This window comes from Actinocrispum wychmicini (assembly GCF_004345645.1).
In the GTDB taxonomy this organism is placed as follows: domain Bacteria; phylum Actinomycetota; class Actinomycetes; order Mycobacteriales; family Pseudonocardiaceae; genus Kibdelosporangium; species Kibdelosporangium wychmicini.
The window spans coordinates 370,358-388,851 of sequence record NZ_SLWS01000005.1 but is presented as its reverse complement, the minus strand read 5'-3'; the positions used below and the strand labels follow the sequence as shown (position 1 = coordinate 388,851).

The window sequence follows — 18,494 nt, the reverse complement described above, 5'->3', positions numbered from 1 at the left end:
TCCAAGTCAACGTGGAGCTGGTGGACGGTGAGCGTGCGCTTCCGGATCGTGGCCGCGGCCAGGTCGAGATGCTCGCGGAACTGGCTTGGATTTCGTCACTGCTATTCATTCATCCGCGGAACTGCTTGACGCCCCGCGGCTCGGCGTTCTTCCGGATCTTGACGACTGGAATGCGTTCGTCAACTGTTCAACGCGGCACAACTGCCTTGGCGGGCCCGGCACTGTCATACGGTAACTGCGGCAGGGGAATTCCGCTGATCACCCCGGTGAGGCTGATTTTGCCGAGTTGGTCAAGGGACTGCTGGGTGAACCAGAGCAGGCCACCTCCGGCGGTGATGCCGCGGGGTTGTGCGCCAAGGACAGGTAGCGGGAAGTCCACCACTACGTGGAGGAGGGGATCCATGCGGCCGATCTTGTTGAATGACCCACAGTTCAAGCGCCGTACATTGCAGGAGAAGCTTCGCGCCAGACGCGACCGCATCGCTGCATGGCTCACGCGCCCTGGTAGCGATCTCGACCCGACGTCAGGGCTGCCTTGGTCGCAGATCGCACGGTACCGAGTCATCGACGATCCTGATCTTGGACCGGTGCCACAGTACGTCGAGGCCGCCCGACAGTTGGCGATGCGCAACGCTTCCGAGGCCGATCGTCACCGCGCGAGCATGGCCGCGCTCGACCGGAACGACAAGCTCGCGGCGCTCGCGGCCGATGTCAACGCCGAACGGCTCACGTGGCTGCCAAGCCTGCTCGTGACCGCAGCGCGGGCCGACCACTCCGTTCAGCCGCTGTCGGCTCAACAGCTCCGCGTCTGGGCTGATCCCCAGGTTCAGCGGTTGTTGATGAACGAAACGGGTGGTGGCTGGCCCGAGCCGTTCGACGATCAGCCGCCAGGTCAGAAGTAGTGAGCGGCCAGTCCCGACCGACATCGCCGAGGACAACCTCGCACAGCACAGTCAGACCATCATGGATATGACCTATCCGTTCACGGTCACCCGCCTCGCGGAACAGAACCTCAACAGCGCTCGTGGTCACGGTGAGAGGCCAAGCGGCCCGGCCTCCGACCTCCACGCCAAGGACATCTGGGCCAGCGCTAAGGCCCTGTGTTGGCCGGATTCTGCTGAATGGCACTGCGTCCAATACTGTTTCGAAAGGGCCACCTATTCCGCTCACTTACTCGCCGCCTCAGTGCCGCATCGGTCAGAGTGCGCGGCTGACCATATGTGCTGGCCGAACTGACCGAACTGGACTGTGAGACACGGTGTACGCAGGTTCTGCGCAGTATGGCCACCTACTGACCTTCTGTCCACACTGGTCAATCCTTCGCCACCAAGAGGTACGTCACGACAGGCATCATCCACGTACCCCTCATGGGCAACCGACCCGAACAACCGTGCCCTCTGTCCACAAAGCACGGTGCGACCACAAACCGGTCACAGTTCAACGGCACCCCCAGTGATCCTCGAAACCTCGGTCCCAGCGGCGTACATTCCGATCATGCGTGCCAGCAAATCTGGCACGACCTCCGGTGGCCGTGCCCACACCACACGCGCCCGTCGAGCTCGCGGCAGCATCGACACGCTGCCCAGCGGATCACTACGAGTGCGCGTCTACGCCGGCACGGACCCGGTCACCCACCACCAGCACTACCTGACCCGGACCATCCCGCACGGCCCCACCGCCGCACGGGACGCCGAAACAGCACGCCAACGACTGGTCACCCAGGTCCAAGAAGGCCGCCACCCGCGCACCAACGCCACCCTGACCCTCTTGCTGGACCGGCACCTCGCGATCCTGTCCGCCAGCCCGCGCACCCGCACCAGCTACCGCGGCTATCTCCGCAACCACATCACGCCACTGATCGGCCACTTCCGTATCGGCGCGGTCACGCCTGAGATCCTCGACAGCTTCTACGCCGAACTCGCCCGCTGCCGCGACCACTGCGGCACACCCGCCGACCGCAGGATCACCAACAAAGCCACACCCACCACTGCCCGATCGTTGGCTGGGAAGCAGAAGTGCCACGCATGCCGGCCACTGTCCCCCACGACCATCCGCAAAGTCCACTTCCTCATCAGCGCCGCCTACAACCGAGCCCGACGCTGGGGATGGATCCACACCAGCCCCACCCCGCTGGCCAGCCCACCATCCCCACCACGACCGAACCCGCAACCGCCCACACCGGACGAGGTCACCCGCATCCTCACCGAAGCATGGCCCACACCCGACCTCGGCGTCCTGATCTGGCTCGCCATCATCACCGGCGCCCGCCGCGGCGAACTCTGCGCCCAGCGCTGGACCGACTTCCACCCCGACCGACGCACCCAATACATCACCCGCAGCATCACCCAAGACGGACGACACACCCTCGAAAAAGACACCAAAAACCATCAACAGCGCCACACCGCCCTCGACCCCGACACCACCGCACTCCTCGCCGCCTACCGCAACCACCGCGAAACCCTCGCCGCCAACCACGGACTCACCCTGCCGCCGGACGCGTTCATGTTCTCCCCCGCACCCGACGGATCCCGATGCCTCCTCCCCGCCACGCTCAGCCAGCGCTACCGCCGACTCGTCACCCGCCTCGGCATCCACACCACCCTGCACAAACTGCGCCACTTCAACGCCACCGAACTCATCCTCGCCAACATCAACATCCGCACCGTCGCCAGCCGACTCGGCCACGCCAACACCAGCCTGACCCTCAACACCTACACCGCCTGGATCAGCGAAGCCGACCAACACGCCACCACCGCCCTCACCCAACGCATCCCCGTCCGCCTCACCCCACCACCCCGTCACCACGCCCCACCCCAACAACCAAACGGGATCTACCAGCGGATCGCCCACGACCTCCACGAGGCCATCACCAACGGCACCTACCCCGTCGGCAGCCCGCTGCCCACCAACCAGGAACTCGCCGAGCACTACCACGCCTCCACCGGCACCATCCACCGCGCCATCACCCACCTCGCCGAACACAACCTCATCACCGTCAGCCGAGGCCACCGCGCCACCGTCCTCCCCCACCCCACACCAGTCCCACGCCGCAGCGCGCCCACCACACCATCGACGGCCGCGATTCCCTTCCCCCTCCCCGTTCCACCATCACCACAACCACGGCCACGCCGTATCCGCCGACCTCGCATCGCACGAACACCACCCCGCCCCCATATCGCCGGCCGATCCGGTTCGTCACCAGCAACGGCAATCGACCCACACCTCCTCCAACTCGCCCACCTCCTGCTCCAGCGCGCCGCCAGCACACCACCAGAGCGCATCCAGCATCACCAGCCCATCAACACCCCTCCCGCAAGCACCACGCCGGGCATCCAGCATCAGCAACCGCCAGGAACATGCGACACCGCGCCGACACCCAGACAACCGCCACGCCAACAGACGATCACCCGCTGGAGACGCCTACGACTCCAGTCGCCCCAGTAGACACGCCACAGCGCACCAGCAACTCCGTGGACACCGAACATCGACACCATCTCCTGCTATCGGCCTACGCGGCATCATCAGCCTGAGCAGACAGCGACTCCTCCGCTGTACACCGCGACTCCAGTTCATCGCAGGCCCGGCCTTCCATCCCCTCTGTCGGCGACGCCCAGCCGTAGAATCACTGCATGACGAGCGATAAGGCGACCATGCGCAGGATAAAGGTCACGGCGAAAGTCATCGTCGACATTCCTGACACGGACGCGGTCGAGCGTACTGCGCTGGCCGATATCGATACGATCGTATATTGCGTTAGCGATGGGGAAACTGTCGACAACGTTCGAGAATCTGAACGTGAACAAGTCACCGGCGATCTCTTAGCAGCGGTAAGCCAACTCGTCGACCCGGATGTGATAGTCGATCGACTGGGCGCCGTGCGTACCCAGGCTTGGCACACGGTCGAGGAAGTGGGCCAAGACGGAAACCCGCTGCCGACAGTCTCCGACTTTGTCGAGCTCTTTCCGGTGTGCACATGCGGCGACGAAGGATGCGACGCATGCGCCGGCAATCAAGTGACCCCGCGTACTGCTGCCATATTGTGGTCGACAGGAACGTTCTTAGCCGATCAGGCATACCAGGACGTACTGGAGAATGGCGACCAGGCGGTCCACACCGACGGGACGTGGTCAGTATTCGATGAGTTTCCCAAGACAACATGGCGACAGAATGCGGTGTGGCGGCGCCAGCGGCCCGCTCATTCGACGATCTAGCCGCCGACCTCGCGGCCGGCGAGTGGCCCCAGCCACGGTGCGCAGCGGAAGAAATGGCCCTGCACCTGATCTTACGGAACGCGAAAGCATCAGTCGCCGACGGCTGGGCAGGAGTTACTGAAACCACGGAATTCGCGAGTCTTCCCGAGCACGCCGAAGACTTCGACTGGGACACGCTCCTCGACATCCTGTTCCAGGACCTCGACATCCTCGGCCTGTTCAATGCTGAGCTCGACGGGATCGAGGATCCCGATGCCGAACAGAATCAATGGATAGGCATGGGCGACTACCGCCCCTCAGCATGGTTCGAACTATTTTCCGACCTGCAGCCGCGCGACGGACGACGACCGTTTCGCCGCTGACAGGCGTGTAAAATACAGTCACTAAACAAGGATCACTCAACCCGTCCTGCAGCTTCACGGAGGCCAATAGACATGCCGTGGCACAACACTACGACTCGCGGCAGGACCGAAGTCCACCCCATGACGGTACGACTCCAGGCAGCAGCCCAACTCCGACGAGTTACTTCTTGTGACAGCACTCGAAACCTTGCCAGATCTGACAGGGTTTATGACAGGAAACCCTGGAGATCGAGGAGGTTTCAGGATACCATCGGGACGGGCTGAGATAATGTAGTTGCTGATAGAGGCCGTACAGACTGGTAAGAGCGCTTTCCTAAACCATGTGTCGCAGGTTCGATTCCTGCCGGGGGCACCCAGGTCAGAGCCTTGATCAAATGAGCAAGGCCATTTGTTTGTGGCCGGCAGGTGGTTGCACATAGGTGCGAGCCGTCGTTGCGGGTGGCCAGTTGGTCCGAATCGTTGGTTTCCGCGTCCAAGGTGTCACGCCGCGTGGCATGCTCGTCGCTGACGTCAGTGACCAAAGGGGTGGGGTGTTGTCGGCTGATTTGGAACGGCTTGCCGCCGAGTTCGAGAAGTTCCAGGCCCGGATCAAGCAGGTCGAGGTGAAGTTCAGTGGCGTGGGCGATATGCAGGAGCGGCTGGCCGAGTTGGCAGCCGTGGCGTCGTCGTCGGACCGAACCGTGAAGGTGACCGCTGGCGCGGGCGGGTCGATCAAGAACATCGAGCTCACGCAGGACGCCGTGCTCCAACCGGCGCCCGCCTTGGCCGCCACGATCATGGCCACGCTGCGTGCCGCTGTCGCGGAAGCCGCCCAGTTGCAGGCGGGGATCGTCGACGAGACGGTCGGCGAGGCGTTCGGCATCGCCGTGTCCGACCAGGTCCGCGCGGCCCAGGAAGAGGCGTTGGGAACCGCCGTCGACGAACTGTCATCCCCCAGGTCGCGGCCCTCGGCGCCGCCACCGGACGACGACGACTACTTCAACCAGGGCTCGATCTTCTCGCGATGACAAGGACCCACGTTGACCAACCCTGACCACGTCGCAGTGGATGTGCAGGCGCTGACGGCCTACGCGAAGCAGCTCGACTACTACGAAACCGAGGCGGACAAGTTCGGTCGACTGGTAGACACGGCCGACGTGACCAATGAAGCCTGGGGCGTTGTGGGCATATGGGCGAAGAAAGGCTACACGGACCGCCTGGCTGAACTGCGGTCGCTGATGGATGAAATGAAGGATGGGGTGCAGGCGCTGTCCGCGAAGGTCGCCGAGTCCGCGAACATCTATCAGGGCAATGAGGACGACAAGGTGATCATGTTCGGCAGCCACGAAGCCATGATCGACGGGCCGAGGTGATCCGATGACCGACCCGAAACCCAGCATTGCCGACCGCTTGGGCGTGACTCGTTACGACGAGAGCTTCGGCGCGAACGTCGAACGGGCCGTCGAGAGCACGCCGGTGGTGGGCAACGCCTACAAGACCGGAAAGTCGATCGCCGAGCACGCCCAGGACCTCGCCACGGCCGACGACATGAGTGACCTGACCTCCGCGGCCGGACACCTGCTCGGCGACGGCGCGAAGTTCGTGGGCACAGCGGCCATGGAAGCGACCACGTTCATCATGGACCCGATCGGCTGGTTGGTCAGCCACGGCCTGAACATGCTCCTGGAACTGGTCCATCCCCTTCAGGACGCGCTGCACCAGGTGACCGGCGACGGCCCGGCCATCGGCCACGCCTCGGCGAACTTCACGTCGATCGCACAGGGTTTCGTGGCCCTGGCCGACGACTTCCAGAAGCAGGGTGACACGTCCCTGAAGGACTGGCAGGACCAGGCTGGTGACGAGGCCCGTCAGGCGTTGGCGGAATTCTCGAACGGCATCCGGGGTGTCGGTTCGAGTGCCGGCTCGGTGGCCGAAGTGCTCCAGATGTGGTCGATGGTGATGGTCGTCATCGAAGAGGTGATCAAAGCGATCATCTCCGAGCTGGTGTCCTGGCTGATCACGATCTGGCTCCCCGCGCTCGCCACCTCGGTGATCAGCTTCGGTAGCTCGGTGGCGGCGGCGATGACGGCCTCCATCGCCAAAGCGGCGGCCGTCTTCAAGAAGGTCACGAAGTACCTCGGCATGTTCGGCAAGCTGCTGGACAAGTTCGTCGAGTACCTACAGAAGTACGCCGACAAGCTCATCACCTTCGCCAACAAGCTCCGAGTAGGCAAGGTCGTCGAGAAGGGCGAGAAAACCCTTCCCGTGATCGGCAAAGTGGCCGACCACAAGATGTACATCCCTAGCCGCCGGGTACTCACAACCGGTCTGGGCACCGCCTCCGGAGCGGGTCCACTCGTGACCGGCGCGGGAATCAAGGCTGGCATCGGAGCCGGAAAAGGGGCTGGAAAAGAAGCCTACGAGGACGCTCGCGACGGTCGGATGCTGGACGAGAGTGATATCGGCGGCGGCCGCACCACCGGAGAAACCCACAAGAATCTGGACATGTAGCCAGCGATGCGACCGAAGCCCGAGTTCCGTCAGCGAGTAAGGGATCTAGCCGAAAGCCAGTGGCGCGTCCAGGTGACAGTGGTCCACCTGGACGAAGTCAAGCCCAGTTTCACCGTGCCCGGCCGGCGAAAAGACGGGACGATCGAGGGCAAACGGCTGGTCCGCCGCTTCTTCTGGAATCTCTTCCGCGGCACCCTCGGCGCCGTGACCAACGCGGTCCTGATCGTTGCGGGCGGTGGAGCGGGCAACGTCTTCAGCCGAAACGGAAGCGTCACGGGTCCGCCGAACGCCCAAGCCTTGAACCTCGTCGATGCGGCAAGGCCGGCCAAAGCGGCCTGGCTGGTCTACTCCGAGTCCCATATCGCGGTAGTCGACAGCGGAAACGCGTACACCGACCCCAAAGACGCTGAACCTCCCCGAATGCTGTGGCACGCCACGAAACCCGACCTTCCTCGACACTATCCGCGTAACCGTCGACTGACCTGGCCGGACGGTTCCGAGTACAACTACTACGTAAGTTTTGAAGAACTGGACTTCCTCAACCGCTCCCGACGAAACTGACGAGGGTGAATAGTTGACCAGTGGCACTCCGGCGTCCTTCTCGATCCGACGAACGTCTACTTGTATGCCATCTGGTTATAGACGCAGGTCCTGGAAGCGGGCTCACGATCGACGAAGCGATGTCAATCTGAACGTGTCATGCCCGGCGGGCGGCATCAGGGTTGTCCAAGGCTGCGCGATAATCATGCAGTTACCGCCGACCAGAGCAGTGGCGCGGCAATGGAACCGACGAGTTGTCGTTGTCCGTGCTGTGCCTCGGGCTTCCGGGTAGCGTTGGGACGTTGACCGGCAGGATGTTAGCCCTGGCTCGCGCGGGCGGCGAACCGTGCGTACTGACGTTGCGCCAACTGGGCCAGGTCGATCTCGGCGTCGGCAGTGGCCTGGTTTGGGCGTGCGAGAACCCGATCGTGCTCGCGTCGGCCGCCGATGAGCTTGGTCCGGAGTGTCCGCCGCCGGTGTGCGTGAACGGTCAGCCGTCGGCAGCGGTGTGGCGGCTGCTGGACCAACTCGTGGCGGACGGTGCCGAGCTGATGTACCACGGCGACTTCGACTAGGGCGGGGTTCGGATCGGCAACACCCTGCGGGAGCGGATTCCCTGGCGCCCATGGCGATTCGACACCGCCGCGTACCAGGCGACGACGGTGAGCTTGTCGGCAGGCCGGTGGACGCCGCCTGGGATCTCGTTCTCCGTGCGGCGCTGGAACAGCGTGGTGTGCGAGTCGACGAGGAACTGGTACTGCCTGCCCTGATCGACTACCTACGCGCAGCCGTCCCTTCGACGTGATGGATGGCCTGGTGGTGGGTCACGCAGCGGCGAGGTAGACGGACAGCCCGCGGGTGGCGATGGCCAGTTCGCGCCGGGCCCGGTCTCGACCCATGCCCAGCTGGCGGGCAACGTCACCACGCTGTGCCGAGTCAAGGTGCACACGGCATACGAGAGTTGCCTGCTCGGCGGTGATCACACCGTCGAGCAGGGCACGCGCGAGTGGGATGTCGGGGTTGCCACTGCGGTGATCGGCGAGACCCTCTGGCAACGGCACGCACCTGCTTGCCCTGCGCGCTTCTCGCCGACAGGTCTGCCAACCACGGCGCCACGCCGCCTGGTACAGCTGGATGTGCAGGCCCGGGCGGTCGGGGGCCAGCCGCCTGAGTTCGTGCAGGAACGCTTCGAGGATCTCCGAGTCGAGGTCACAGGTGTCGTACGGGTAGCAGCCGCGCATTCTGGCCGCGATGCTTTTGAGGCCGGGGAGCATCATGCCGGCGGCGGCGATCACCCACGGATCGGGTTCTGTGCCGGCCATTCGCACCAAGTGGGACCAGACGGCATCAGTCAGCCGGTCGCCTGCCCGGCGCTTGAGCATGGTGACCCGGAGTTCCTGAAGCCCGACACGTCGCGCCGGCAGCTCACGCGAAATGAGGCGGCCGTCGACGGTGACGGGGCGAGAACCTCGGGACAGCAAGTGAAACTGTTCTTCGGTCAGATCCAGGCAGGACCGTTGTCGTTCGGGCATGGCACTCCTCGGGATATCAGCTTTCGATGGACCGCGCCGCGAAGGCGGCTCCGGTGGTGACGTCGTCGAGCTGGACCGGTATCTCCTCAATGCGCAACGCCAGCAGCAGTGCCCTGGTAGGAACCCGGTACCGCCGACCCAGCCTGAGCACGGAACAGGGAAACGCGTTGCTTCGCAATAGTTTGTACGCGGTTTGGACATGTATTCCCAGAGCATTGGCGGCCGTCGTCAGGTCGACCGTGGCTGGCAGCCGAAACAGTTCAGGAAACGTCATGGTGGCAACACGCCGACGCGGCAACGTGATCTGTGTGTGGCTCACGCGGCCTCACCTGACCCATTGCCACGGAAATTCGCTACGTTCGACGGCCCCTTCGGCAGGAACACGACCCGGCACCCGTCATCGGACGGACGAGTGTTGATCACGGCTCGCAATCCCAGCCTGGCGGCCAGTGCCCCGAGTCGCGCACTCTCGACAGCCTGCGGATCGTGTTGACCCGACGCTGGTAGCGGCTCCGTGTCGCCGACACCCGCTCGTAGCCCGGCGGCCAGTTCGATGTTCTCAACTGCGCGCTCACGTACCCCCTGCTGACACATCTGGAGAGCGAGACGGTAAGTGTTCCACCACAGGCGCGCACCGAGATGCGACTGTTCAGGGTCGGCCCGCCGCAGTGCTTCAAGGAATCCGAGCACGACCTCCGAACGCAGATCGTCAAGGTCGGTGCGCCACACCCGGTACAGCCGGTTCACGATGACACGCAATCCCGGTAGCGCCGTCCAGATCGCGAGCTGCTGCCACGATCGCGGCCAGGTGATCGTCCGGCGCACCAGGGTTGCCCAGATCGCGTCGCGAAGTGAGTCACGTGGCTCGATGCCGCGCACGATCTCCCGAGCTTGCGCGGCGGTGACAGCCATGGCGGGAACGCCGGGTGCGCAAGCATCGGGCTCGATGATCACCGTCGATTCGGCCGCGGACGCGACCTCCGTCTCGATCGCGCTGAACAGGTTGGACGACGTGAGAATGCCACGCGGAGTGGATCGATCAGGCACGTATTCCTCCTTGGTTTGAGTGCCTACACCCCAAATACGCCACCACCCCCGCGATTTTGCGCGTGAATCAGCAGAAGGTGTGAAGCCGTGGCACGCCGAGCCACCCAGGGTGGGCATCGACGACACTCGAGCAGTCCGCGTCACCCACACAATCCCCCGTCACACCCGTGACGGGGTGTCGTGGCCAGGCGGCTACGCTTACGCGGCATGGCGGCAAGGCGCAAAGCAGCAGCGACGCCCCTGACCGGCCGATGGCGGATCACGGAGATGGAGATGTGGGACCGCGACGTCATCGACCTCGTCGAGCCCGGCTTCATCAAGTTCCGCAAGGACAGGACCGGAGAGTTCGGCTTCGCCGCCGTCCGCGGCTGGATGGACTGCCGCACCACCCAGCGCGACAGTCGGACCGTGGTCGAGTTCAGTTGGGCAGGCAACGACGAGGGCGACCAGGTCAGCGGACGCGGCTGGGCCGCCCTCGCCGACGACGGGACACTTGACGGGCGCCTGTTCTTTCACATGGGCGACGACTCGGGTTTCCGCGCGGAATCCTCCACCGGCGCCGATGGACTGGGCGGACAGTGAGCGAGTACCAGTATTACGAATTCCTGGCAGTCGACCGGCCGCTGAACGATGACGAGCGGGCTGAGGTTCGGTCACTGTCGACCCGGGCGCGGATCACCGCCACCAGTTTCGTGAACGAGTACCACTGGGGCGACTTCAGGGGTGATCCGAACCGGTTGGTGGAGCTCTATTACGACGCGCACCTGTACCTGGCCAACTGGGGCACGCACCGCGTGATGTTCCGTCTGCCGTGCGACCTACTCGATCCCGACGTCGTCGACGACTACTGCGTAGGTGACCAGGTGAGTGCCCGAGTCACCGGCGACTTCATCGTGCTCGACCTCACCAGCGAGGACGATGCCGGTGAATTCGACTACGACGCCGAGACGTTGCTGTCGTCGATCGTCGGAGTTCGGGCCGAACTCGCCGCAGGTGATCTCCGGCCGCTCTACCTCGCTTGGCTGGCCGCCTCCGGTCTCTGGGAACGCGACGAGGATGTGTTCGACCGCGACGCCGACGACGATCTTGAGCCACCCATGCCGCCCGGCCTTGGCACGCTCACCGCGGCACAGCGGTCGCTGGCCGACTTCCTCCGACTCGACGACGACCTGCTCGCGACCGCAGCCCGGACCAGCCCACCGATCGAGGATGCCGCCGACGATCCCGGCGAACTGGCCGCATGGGTGACGTGCCTGCCGGCTGCCGAGAAGAACCGGCTCCTGACACGGGTCGTGCAGGGTGAGGCCGCTCGGGTGCGGATGGAACTGTTGCGCGGTTTCCGCGGCGACAATGCTCCGATCGTCCCTGTTCCGCCCCGCCGGACCGTGGGCGACCTGCTCGATGACGCGGCTCGCCTACGAGCAGACTGTCAACGTCGGCTGGCCTCCCAGCGGGCCGAGGAGGAGGCGCGTCGGGAGAAAGTGCGTGCACTGGCCCGCGAACGACGACTGGACGAGTTGGCGCGCGAAGATGATGTCGCGTGGTCACGCGTCGACGCGATGATCGCCACCAGGAAACCAGCCGAGTACGACGCCGCCGTTACGCTACTCACCGATCTCCAAGCACTCGCCGAACGCGACGACCACTACGACGCGTTCACCTTGCGCACCATCGCACTGCGGCAGACGCACGCGCGCAAACCCAGCCTCATCGATCGCCTCAACCGAGCAGGTATCTGACCGTCGAATCCACGGTGGGTTCCGTGGACGACGTTTACTTGTCGACCACAAACCCTGGCTCGTCTTAGCACGGCGGCCAAGGGCTGTTCGACCGTCCTCTGTCCGCCGCGACACCGGACAGGGGAACCGGCCGACCAAGGTGTGTTCGTACACGCGGTCGACGGACCAGAACTCCGCATTCGCCTGGGGCTTTATACGTTGACGTCGTTAACGCTATTTTCGCCGTACGTGCGACGCCGCGTGTACTGTGTCTGGGCACAGCACTTCTGTCCACGTACGGCACACGGTACTTTCGTGGCCACCGTTCGGGGAGGACGAGAATGGCACCGGGCATGGAAGTGATAGCGGAGCGGTTTCGCCTGTTGGGCCTGATCGGCAAGGGCAGCATGGGCGAGGTTCACCGCGCACTGGACCTGACGGCCGCCGCCGACGCCCCGGACAGCGTAGTCGCGGTCAAGTTGATCCTACGCAGCCGGTCCGGCCTGGTCCTCGACCCGTCGGCCGACGACCCGGTCGTCCTGCGGTTCGACCGCGAGGTGCGAATCATGAGCAGGCTCGGTCACCCCCATCTCCCCCGGGTCGTCGCCGGTGGAGTGGACGGCGCCGGCCTGCCATACCTGGCGATGGAGTTTCTGCACGGGCGGACCCTTCGTGACCTCGCGTCCGAAAGTTCACGGTTGCCGGTGTCCTGGGCGGCGGCCCTGGGTACGCAAATCGCGGACGGCTTGGCCGCGGCGCATTCGGCCGGTGTGGTCCACCGTGATCTCAAACCAGCGAACGTGATGGTGCTTTACGGCGGAAAGGTCAAGGTTCTCGACTTCGGCATGGGCCGCATCATCGACGATGCGGAAGATGGAAAGATCACCAGCACCGGTGTCACCGTCGGAACCGCGCGGTATATGGCTCCCGAGCAGTTCGAGGCGTCGACTGTGGGGCCGGGCGCTGATTTGTATGCGCTCGGCTGCGTACTGTTCGAACTTCTCGTCGGCACTCCGCCGTTTTCCGGTGAGTCCGCACATGAGCTCGGCAAGAAGCACCTCGAAGAACAGCCACCGTCGGTCCGGCCGATACGGTCGGATATCCCGAGCGAGATGGCGCGACTGATCGAGTCGCTACTGGCCAAGACTCCGGCCAGTCGTCCCATTGACGCTGTCGCCGTCCGGGAAACGTTGTCGCAATTCGCTGACGGCGAGGAATCCGTTCAGGGCTGGATCGACCTGAACCCGGTCGCCTGGCTCGTTCAAAGCCGTAACCTCAGGCCCGTTGAACCGCCACAGACTGCCGGTACGCGGCCGACCACGCCCGGCATGGATGTTTTCGAGGTGCACCGAAAGCTCATCGCCGACTATCGGGACTTCACCGAGGGTGGGACGATCATTCGCGATGACCGGGTGGCAGAGTTTGTCGAGAAGGATCTCGACGCGAAATCTCAGTGGCCTGACCCGTGGCTGTCACTGAACCCTTTCTTCGCCTCTGGAAGCACAGTTCTCGAACTGGCGACCGCTGGGATACTGCACCCAGAATGCGCGCGTATCTTCCAGATCGGCAAGGTCGAGAACCGCACAGTGTGCGACGGTCGTCCGCTCACTCTGCACCGCCATCAGCGCGAGGCGATCGACATCGCCCAGTCGGGCGTATCGTACGTGCTCACCACGGGAACCGGATCCGGCAAATCCCTTTCCTACATTATTCCGATCGTCGACAAGGTGCTCAAGGCACGCGCCAACGATGATCCCAAAAGTCGTAAGCGGGTCCGCGCGGTCGTCGTCTATCCGATGAACGCCCTCGCCAACAGCCAACTCAAGGAGCTGGACAAGTACCTGCTCAACGGCTATGGCCCAGGCCGCGAACCGGTCACCTATGCGCGCTATACCGGCCAGGAAAGTGACGAACGACGTAAGGAGATCCGCAACAGTCCCCCGGACATCCTGCTCACCAACTACGTGATGCTTGAGCTGATGCTGACCCGGCCAGACGACCGGCGTTCGCTCATCAGGATGGCCCACGGGCTGGAGTTCCTCGTATTCGACGAGCTGCACACCTACCGGGGGCGCCAGGGCGCCGACGTCGCCCTGCTCATCCGCAGGGTGCGTGAAGCCTGCCAGACCGGACATCTCCAGTGCGTGGGCACCTCCGCGACCATGTCCAGCGAGGACACGGCCGACGACCAGCGGAGAGTCGTCGCCGAGGTCGCGTCGACCCTCTTCGGCACCACCGTCGACCCCATCAGTGTCATCGGCGAAACTCTCGTGCGCGCCACCGACGACGGACCTGTTGCCGTGTCAGCCGAACGACTCCAGGCGTACGACGTCCCACGTTCCTACACCGGCCTGGTCGCCGACCCGCTCGCCCGCTGGATCGAAACCTACTTCGGCCTGGGCACCGACCGTTCGGACCGTCTGGTGCGGCAGAAGCCGGCGAAGATCGAGGACGCGGCGGCCAAACTCGCGACGGCCACCGGATTGACCGACAAGGACTGCGTGGAAGCCATCCGCCGCACGCTCAAGGCTGGTTCAGAAGCCAGGCACCCGGTCACCGAACGCCCTCTGTTCGCGTTCCGCCTGCACCAGTTTCTGTCCAAGGGGGACACCGTATACGCGACCCTTGAGGACAAGAAGGTCCGGTATCTCACTCGGGACTACCAGCGTATCCAGCCAGGATCGGACGGCAAAGTCCTGCTGCCGCTGGCCTTCTGCCGTGAGTGCGGTCAGGAGTATCTGACCGTATGGCGTAGGACGACGGACGACCGGGTCGTCTACGAACCACGTCGGGACACTGCCGCGACTGGTGGCCGGGCAGGCGACGGATACCTGTACGTCGACCCCGACCGGCCGTGGCCTGGTACACCCGCGGAAGCCATGGCCGATCGGCGGCTCCCGGAGTCCTGGCTGGAGGTCGACGACCACGGATACGAGAGTGTGCGGGACTCGTACCGAAAACGGCTGCCCCAAGCCATCACCGTGGACCCCTACGGCACGGAGGGCCTCGGCGACCTGGCGGCCACGTTCATACCCGCTCCCTTCCTCTTCTGCCTGCACTGCGGAGTGAGCTACGAGCAGGTCAGGGGAAAGGACTTCGCCAAACTCGCGACTCTCGACCAGGAGGGCCGTTCCTCGGCGACGTCGCTCGTCTCCACATCGATCGTGCGTTCACTCAAGGAAGCGCCGCCCGACGCACTCGACAAGAAGGCGCGCAAGCTCCTCACCTTCGTGGACAACCGCCAGGACGCTTCACTGCAAGCAGGTCACTTCAACGATTTCGTGAAGGTGGTCCAGCTTCGGGGCGCCCTCTACCGGGCTGTGGTGGAGGCGGGTGACGAGGGTGTCCGGCACGAGGACCTCGCTTCCCGGGTCGCGGACGCGTTGGGCCTGGAACCAGCCGACTACGCCGGAACGGCGGACCTTGCTCCCGCCCTTGCTCGCAACGCCGCCAGAACCCTGCAGGACGTCATCGCGTTTCAGCTGTATCTGGACCTGCAACGCGGATGGCGCGTCACCATGCCCAACCTGGAGCAGACCGGTCTGCTGCGCATCGAGTACGAGGATCTGGACTGGCTCGCCGGGCAGGACGAACGGTGGGCGGGCAAGCACGCGACCGTCCGGGACGCCGAGCCGGGTCGCCGGGCCGAGATCATGCGGGTTCTGCTCGATGAAATGCGCCGAGCTCTGGCCGTCGACGTGCAGCACTTCCGGGACGATTTCGAGATCCTGCAACGCGCCAGTGCGGAACGCCTTGTCGATCCGTGGGTGTTGTCGCCGAGCGACCGTCCTCAGGTGGGCACGGCCTATCCTCAGGGTTCCCGGCCAGGCATGGATCGCTCGGGGTTGTTCCTGTCCGGCCGTGGCAAGTTCGGCAAGTACCTCAGACGAGTGCACTTCACCACTCTGTCCACCGACGAAGCGCAGCAGGTCATCGTGAACCTTCTGGAGGTGCTGGCCGGAGCCCAGTTGGTGGAGAAGATCGACCTGGCGCCGCAGCGCGCGGGCCGCTACAGGCGGGTCACGAGTCCGACCGCGACGGGCTACCGTGTGGCAGCCAGATGCCTGATCTGGCGGGCTGGGACAGGTGAGGCTGGCGCGCACGATCCACTGACCCGTACCTACGCCAGTGGTGACGGTCCCAGGGTCAACACGTTCTTCCGCGACCTCTATCGAGGCGCTGCCGGCGCACTGAACGGGTTGGCTGCCAGGGAGCACACCGCGCAGGTCGACCCGGTGGAGCGGGAGCGACGCGAGGAGGCGTTCCGCAAGGGAGAGCTGAGACTGCTCTACTGCTCGCCGACAATGGAACTGGGCGTGGACATCTCCGAGCTCAACGCCGTCATGATGCGCAACGTGCCACCCACACCCGCCAACTACGCCCAGCGCAGCGGCCGCGCCGGCCGGTCCGGACAACCTGCCCTTGTCACGACGTACTGTGCCACCGGCAACAGCCACGACCAGTACTACTTCCGCCGCTCGGAGCGGATGGTCGCCGGCATCATCGCCCAGCCGCGGCTCGACCTCACCAACGAGGACCTGGTTCGCTCCCACGTCCATGCCATCTGGCTGGCGGAAACCGGTTTGAAGCTCGGCCGAGCCATCCCAGAAGTCATCGACATCCGCGACCGCGACGGTGCCCGTCGCCCGGACCCACCACTGCCCCTGCATGACCACATCGCGATCGCGGTTCGCGACGCCGACGCACAGAGTCGTGCGGTCACGGCGGCGAAGCAGGTGCTCGGTGGGCTGCTGGCCGACTTCGCGGACACCACCTGGTGGTATGACCAGTGGATCGAGGACACTGTCCGCACCGCGGGAGAACAGTTCGACCAGGACTTCGGCCGGTGGCGGCAGCTGTTCTCCGCCGCGCTGGTGGACCAGGCCGAGCAGAACCGCCGGGTGCTCGACCACACCCTGTCCGAGCGGGACCGGAACATCGCCGTCGGGCGACGGAAGGAGGCGGAGACCCAGCTCAACCTCCTCAAGAACGAGGGCACGGACAACAAGTCGGTACTGGCCGACTTCAACCCGTACCGCTATCTCGCCAGCGAGGGCTTCCTCCCTGGTTACTCGTTTCCACGCCTACCGCTCGCCGCGTACATCCCGCATTCCGGCCGTCGGTTCGGCGACGGCGACTACCTCCAGCGTCCCCGCTTCCTGGCTGTGCGGGAGTTCGGTCCAGGCGCGCTCATTTACCACGAAGGGTCGCGGTACCAGGTCACCCGGATCCAGTTGCCCCCTGAGGCCACCGGCGATGTGGTCACGACATCCGCCAAGCGGTGTGCGTCCTGCGGGTATCACCACGACGCGAACGAAGAGGCCAACCTCTGCCAGTTCTGCAAGGAGCCGCTGCGGGAGACCACGCCGGGGTTGCTGCAACTGCACACCGTCTATACCAAGAGGCGGGAGAGGATCTCGTCAGACGAGGAAGAGCGGCGCCGAGCTGGTTTCCGGCTGGTGACCTCCTACCGATTCCACGACCACGGCGCTCGGCCGGGCCGCCGCGACGCTGTTGTCTCCGATGACGACGGCAAGATCGCGACAGTGTCCTACGGCGACTCCGCCACCGTGCGCATCAGCAATGTCGGTCGTGTGCGTGCCAAGGAGAACGAACCGGACGGCTTCTGGCTCGACGCCACCGACGGACGATGGATGAACGAACGCGACGCCGCCGAGGCTTCGGGTGACTCCGGTGAGATGCCCGTCATCGACGCCGACGGCAACGAGAAACGCCGCAAGAAGCGCGTCATTCCCTATGTGGAGGATCGGCGCAACCTCATGGTGATGCGGCTGGCCGAGCCCTTGACCGAACCTGTGGCGTTGTCGTTGATGTATGCGCTGGAGCGTGGCATCGAAGCCGCCTTCGAGCTGGAGGACTCCGAGCTGACCAGCGAGCTGTTGCCGCCAACGGAGGGCCCTCGGGAACGGATACTGTTCACCGAGGCCGCCGAGGGTGGTGCTGGAGTGCTGCGTCTGATGCAGGCTGACCGGCATGCTCTCGGCGTAGCTGCGGCCACCGCTCTCGGCATCTGCCACTTCGACGTTGACGGCACGGACCGGGGTGGCCCGCATGTCGACCGGCCGTGTGCCCGGGGCTGTTATGAGTGCCTTCTGACGTACGGCAACCAAGCCAACCATGGAGCCATCGACCGCCATGCGATTCGCGACCTTCTGATGCGTCTCGCGGGCGCGGAGACCATCACCACAGGCGCCAACGAGTCCCGTTCGGAGCAGTTGGCCCGGCTGGCTACCAGGACAGAGTCACAGCTGGAGGCCACGCTGATCGCGTTTCTCAAAGAGAAGGGCCTGCGTTTGCCGGATGAGGCGCAGACCTTCGTCTCGGAAGCGCTCGCTCGGCCAGACTTCGTCTACCGCCTCCCCGGCGGCAAGGTCGCGATCTTCGTTGACGGTCCCGCGCACAATCACGAGTTCATCGCGCAACGCGACCAGGAAGCTGAGAACCGCCTGTACGACAGCGGCTGGGACGTGGTGCGGTTTCCCTATGACGGTGACTGGTCGGGCGTGGTGAAGCAGTTCGAGCGATACTTCGGGCCCAGCGTGGGCGTCTGACGAGAAAGGCGAACACGACACT

General features: G+C 64.7%; 15 protein-coding genes and 1 pseudogene. 12 read left to right on the top strand and 4 right to left on the bottom strand.

Annotated features, from left to right (window positions below; all coding sequences use genetic code 11):
* Positions 1-187: 187 nt before the first annotated feature.
* Positions 188-403, bottom strand: coding sequence for an NHL repeat-containing protein (locus EV192_RS23770; protein ID WP_132118944.1), 216 nt, complete (start codon positions 401-403; stop codon positions 188-190).
* Between EV192_RS23770 and EV192_RS23765 the strand changes: the two genes are divergently transcribed.
* The 9 genes and pseudogenes from EV192_RS23765 to EV192_RS55970 all read left to right on the top strand — a co-directional run bounded on the left by EV192_RS23765 (position 402) and on the right by EV192_RS55970 (position 8,408).
* Positions 402-902 carry a hypothetical protein gene (locus tag EV192_RS23765; protein WP_132118942.1) on the top strand — a complete coding sequence of 167 codons (501 nt, stop codon included), beginning with the start codon at positions 402-404 and terminating at the stop codon, positions 900-902. The genes EV192_RS23770 and EV192_RS23765 overlap by 2 nt on opposite strands.
* 592 nt (positions 903-1,494) lie before the next feature.
* Positions 1,495-3,444: a tyrosine-type recombinase/integrase gene (locus EV192_RS23760; RefSeq protein WP_132118940.1), complete on the top strand. Its 1,950-nt coding sequence runs from the start codon at positions 1,495-1,497 to the stop codon at positions 3,442-3,444.
* A 185-nt stretch (positions 3,445-3,629) separates the two neighbouring features.
* Positions 3,630-4,211 (top strand): hypothetical protein, encoded by a 582-nt coding sequence (locus tag EV192_RS23755; RefSeq protein WP_132118938.1) that lies wholly within the window; start codon positions 3,630-3,632, stop codon positions 4,209-4,211.
* Between the two features lie 53 nt (positions 4,212-4,264).
* Entirely contained in the window at positions 4,265-4,573 is a 309-nt protein-coding gene (locus tag EV192_RS23750; protein WP_132118936.1) for a hypothetical protein, read from the top strand.
* A 494-nt stretch (positions 4,574-5,067) separates the two neighbouring features.
* Complete coding sequence (locus EV192_RS23745) at positions 5,068-5,580, top strand: YbaB/EbfC family nucleoid-associated protein (protein ID WP_243727028.1); 513 nt, start codon at positions 5,068-5,070, stop codon at positions 5,578-5,580.
* A 12-nt stretch (positions 5,581-5,592) separates the two neighbouring features.
* Positions 5,593-5,925, top strand: coding sequence for a hypothetical protein (locus EV192_RS23740; RefSeq protein ID WP_132118932.1), 333 nt, complete (start codon positions 5,593-5,595; stop codon positions 5,923-5,925).
* A gap of 4 nt (positions 5,926-5,929) precedes the next feature.
* Positions 5,930-7,063 (top strand): hypothetical protein, encoded by a 1,134-nt coding sequence (locus tag EV192_RS23735; RefSeq protein ID WP_132118930.1) that lies wholly within the window; start codon positions 5,930-5,932, stop codon positions 7,061-7,063.
* Between the two features lie 6 nt (positions 7,064-7,069).
* On the top strand, positions 7,070-7,624 hold the full coding sequence (locus EV192_RS23730) for a hypothetical protein (RefSeq protein ID WP_132118928.1): 555 nt from the start codon (positions 7,070-7,072) through the stop codon (positions 7,622-7,624).
* A 293-nt stretch (positions 7,625-7,917) separates the two neighbouring features.
* Positions 7,918-8,408, top strand: a pseudogene (locus EV192_RS55970) (DUF2399 domain-containing protein).
* A 19-nt stretch (positions 8,409-8,427) separates the two neighbouring features.
* On the opposite strand, the gene EV192_RS23710 reads toward EV192_RS55970, so the two are convergent.
* Genes EV192_RS23710 through EV192_RS23700 form a run of 3 tightly spaced genes read right to left on the bottom strand, consistent with a single transcriptional unit; the run spans position 8,428 to position 10,299 of the window.
* Complete coding sequence (locus tag EV192_RS23710; protein ID WP_132118924.1) at positions 8,428-9,135, bottom strand: hypothetical protein; 708 nt, start codon at positions 9,133-9,135, stop codon at positions 8,428-8,430.
* Between the two features lie 16 nt (positions 9,136-9,151).
* Positions 9,152-9,454, bottom strand: a complete 303-nt coding sequence (locus tag EV192_RS23705; protein ID WP_243727027.1) for a helix-turn-helix domain-containing protein — start codon at positions 9,452-9,454, stop codon at positions 9,152-9,154.
* A complete protein-coding gene (locus tag EV192_RS23700) occupies positions 9,451-10,299 on the bottom strand; it encodes a hypothetical protein (protein ID WP_132118922.1) in 849 nt (282 codons plus the stop codon). Before EV192_RS23700 ends, EV192_RS23705 begins: the two co-directional genes overlap by 4 nt.
* A gap of 90 nt (positions 10,300-10,389) precedes the next feature.
* Between EV192_RS23700 and EV192_RS23695 the strand changes: the two genes are divergently transcribed.
* From EV192_RS23695 to EV192_RS23685, 3 genes are all read left to right on the top strand, one after another.
* Positions 10,390-10,764: a hypothetical protein gene (locus tag EV192_RS23695; protein WP_243727026.1), complete on the top strand. Its 375-nt coding sequence runs from the start codon at positions 10,390-10,392 to the stop codon at positions 10,762-10,764.
* On the top strand, positions 10,761-11,921 hold the full coding sequence (locus tag EV192_RS23690; protein WP_132118920.1) for a hypothetical protein: 1,161 nt from the start codon (positions 10,761-10,763) through the stop codon (positions 11,919-11,921). The genes EV192_RS23695 and EV192_RS23690 overlap by 4 nt, the downstream gene beginning before the upstream one ends.
* Positions 11,922-12,241: 320 nt before the next feature.
* On the top strand, positions 12,242-18,472 hold the full coding sequence (locus EV192_RS23685) for a protein kinase domain-containing protein (RefSeq protein WP_132118918.1): 6,231 nt from the start codon (positions 12,242-12,244) through the stop codon (positions 18,470-18,472).
* Positions 18,473-18,494 lie beyond the last annotated feature (22 nt).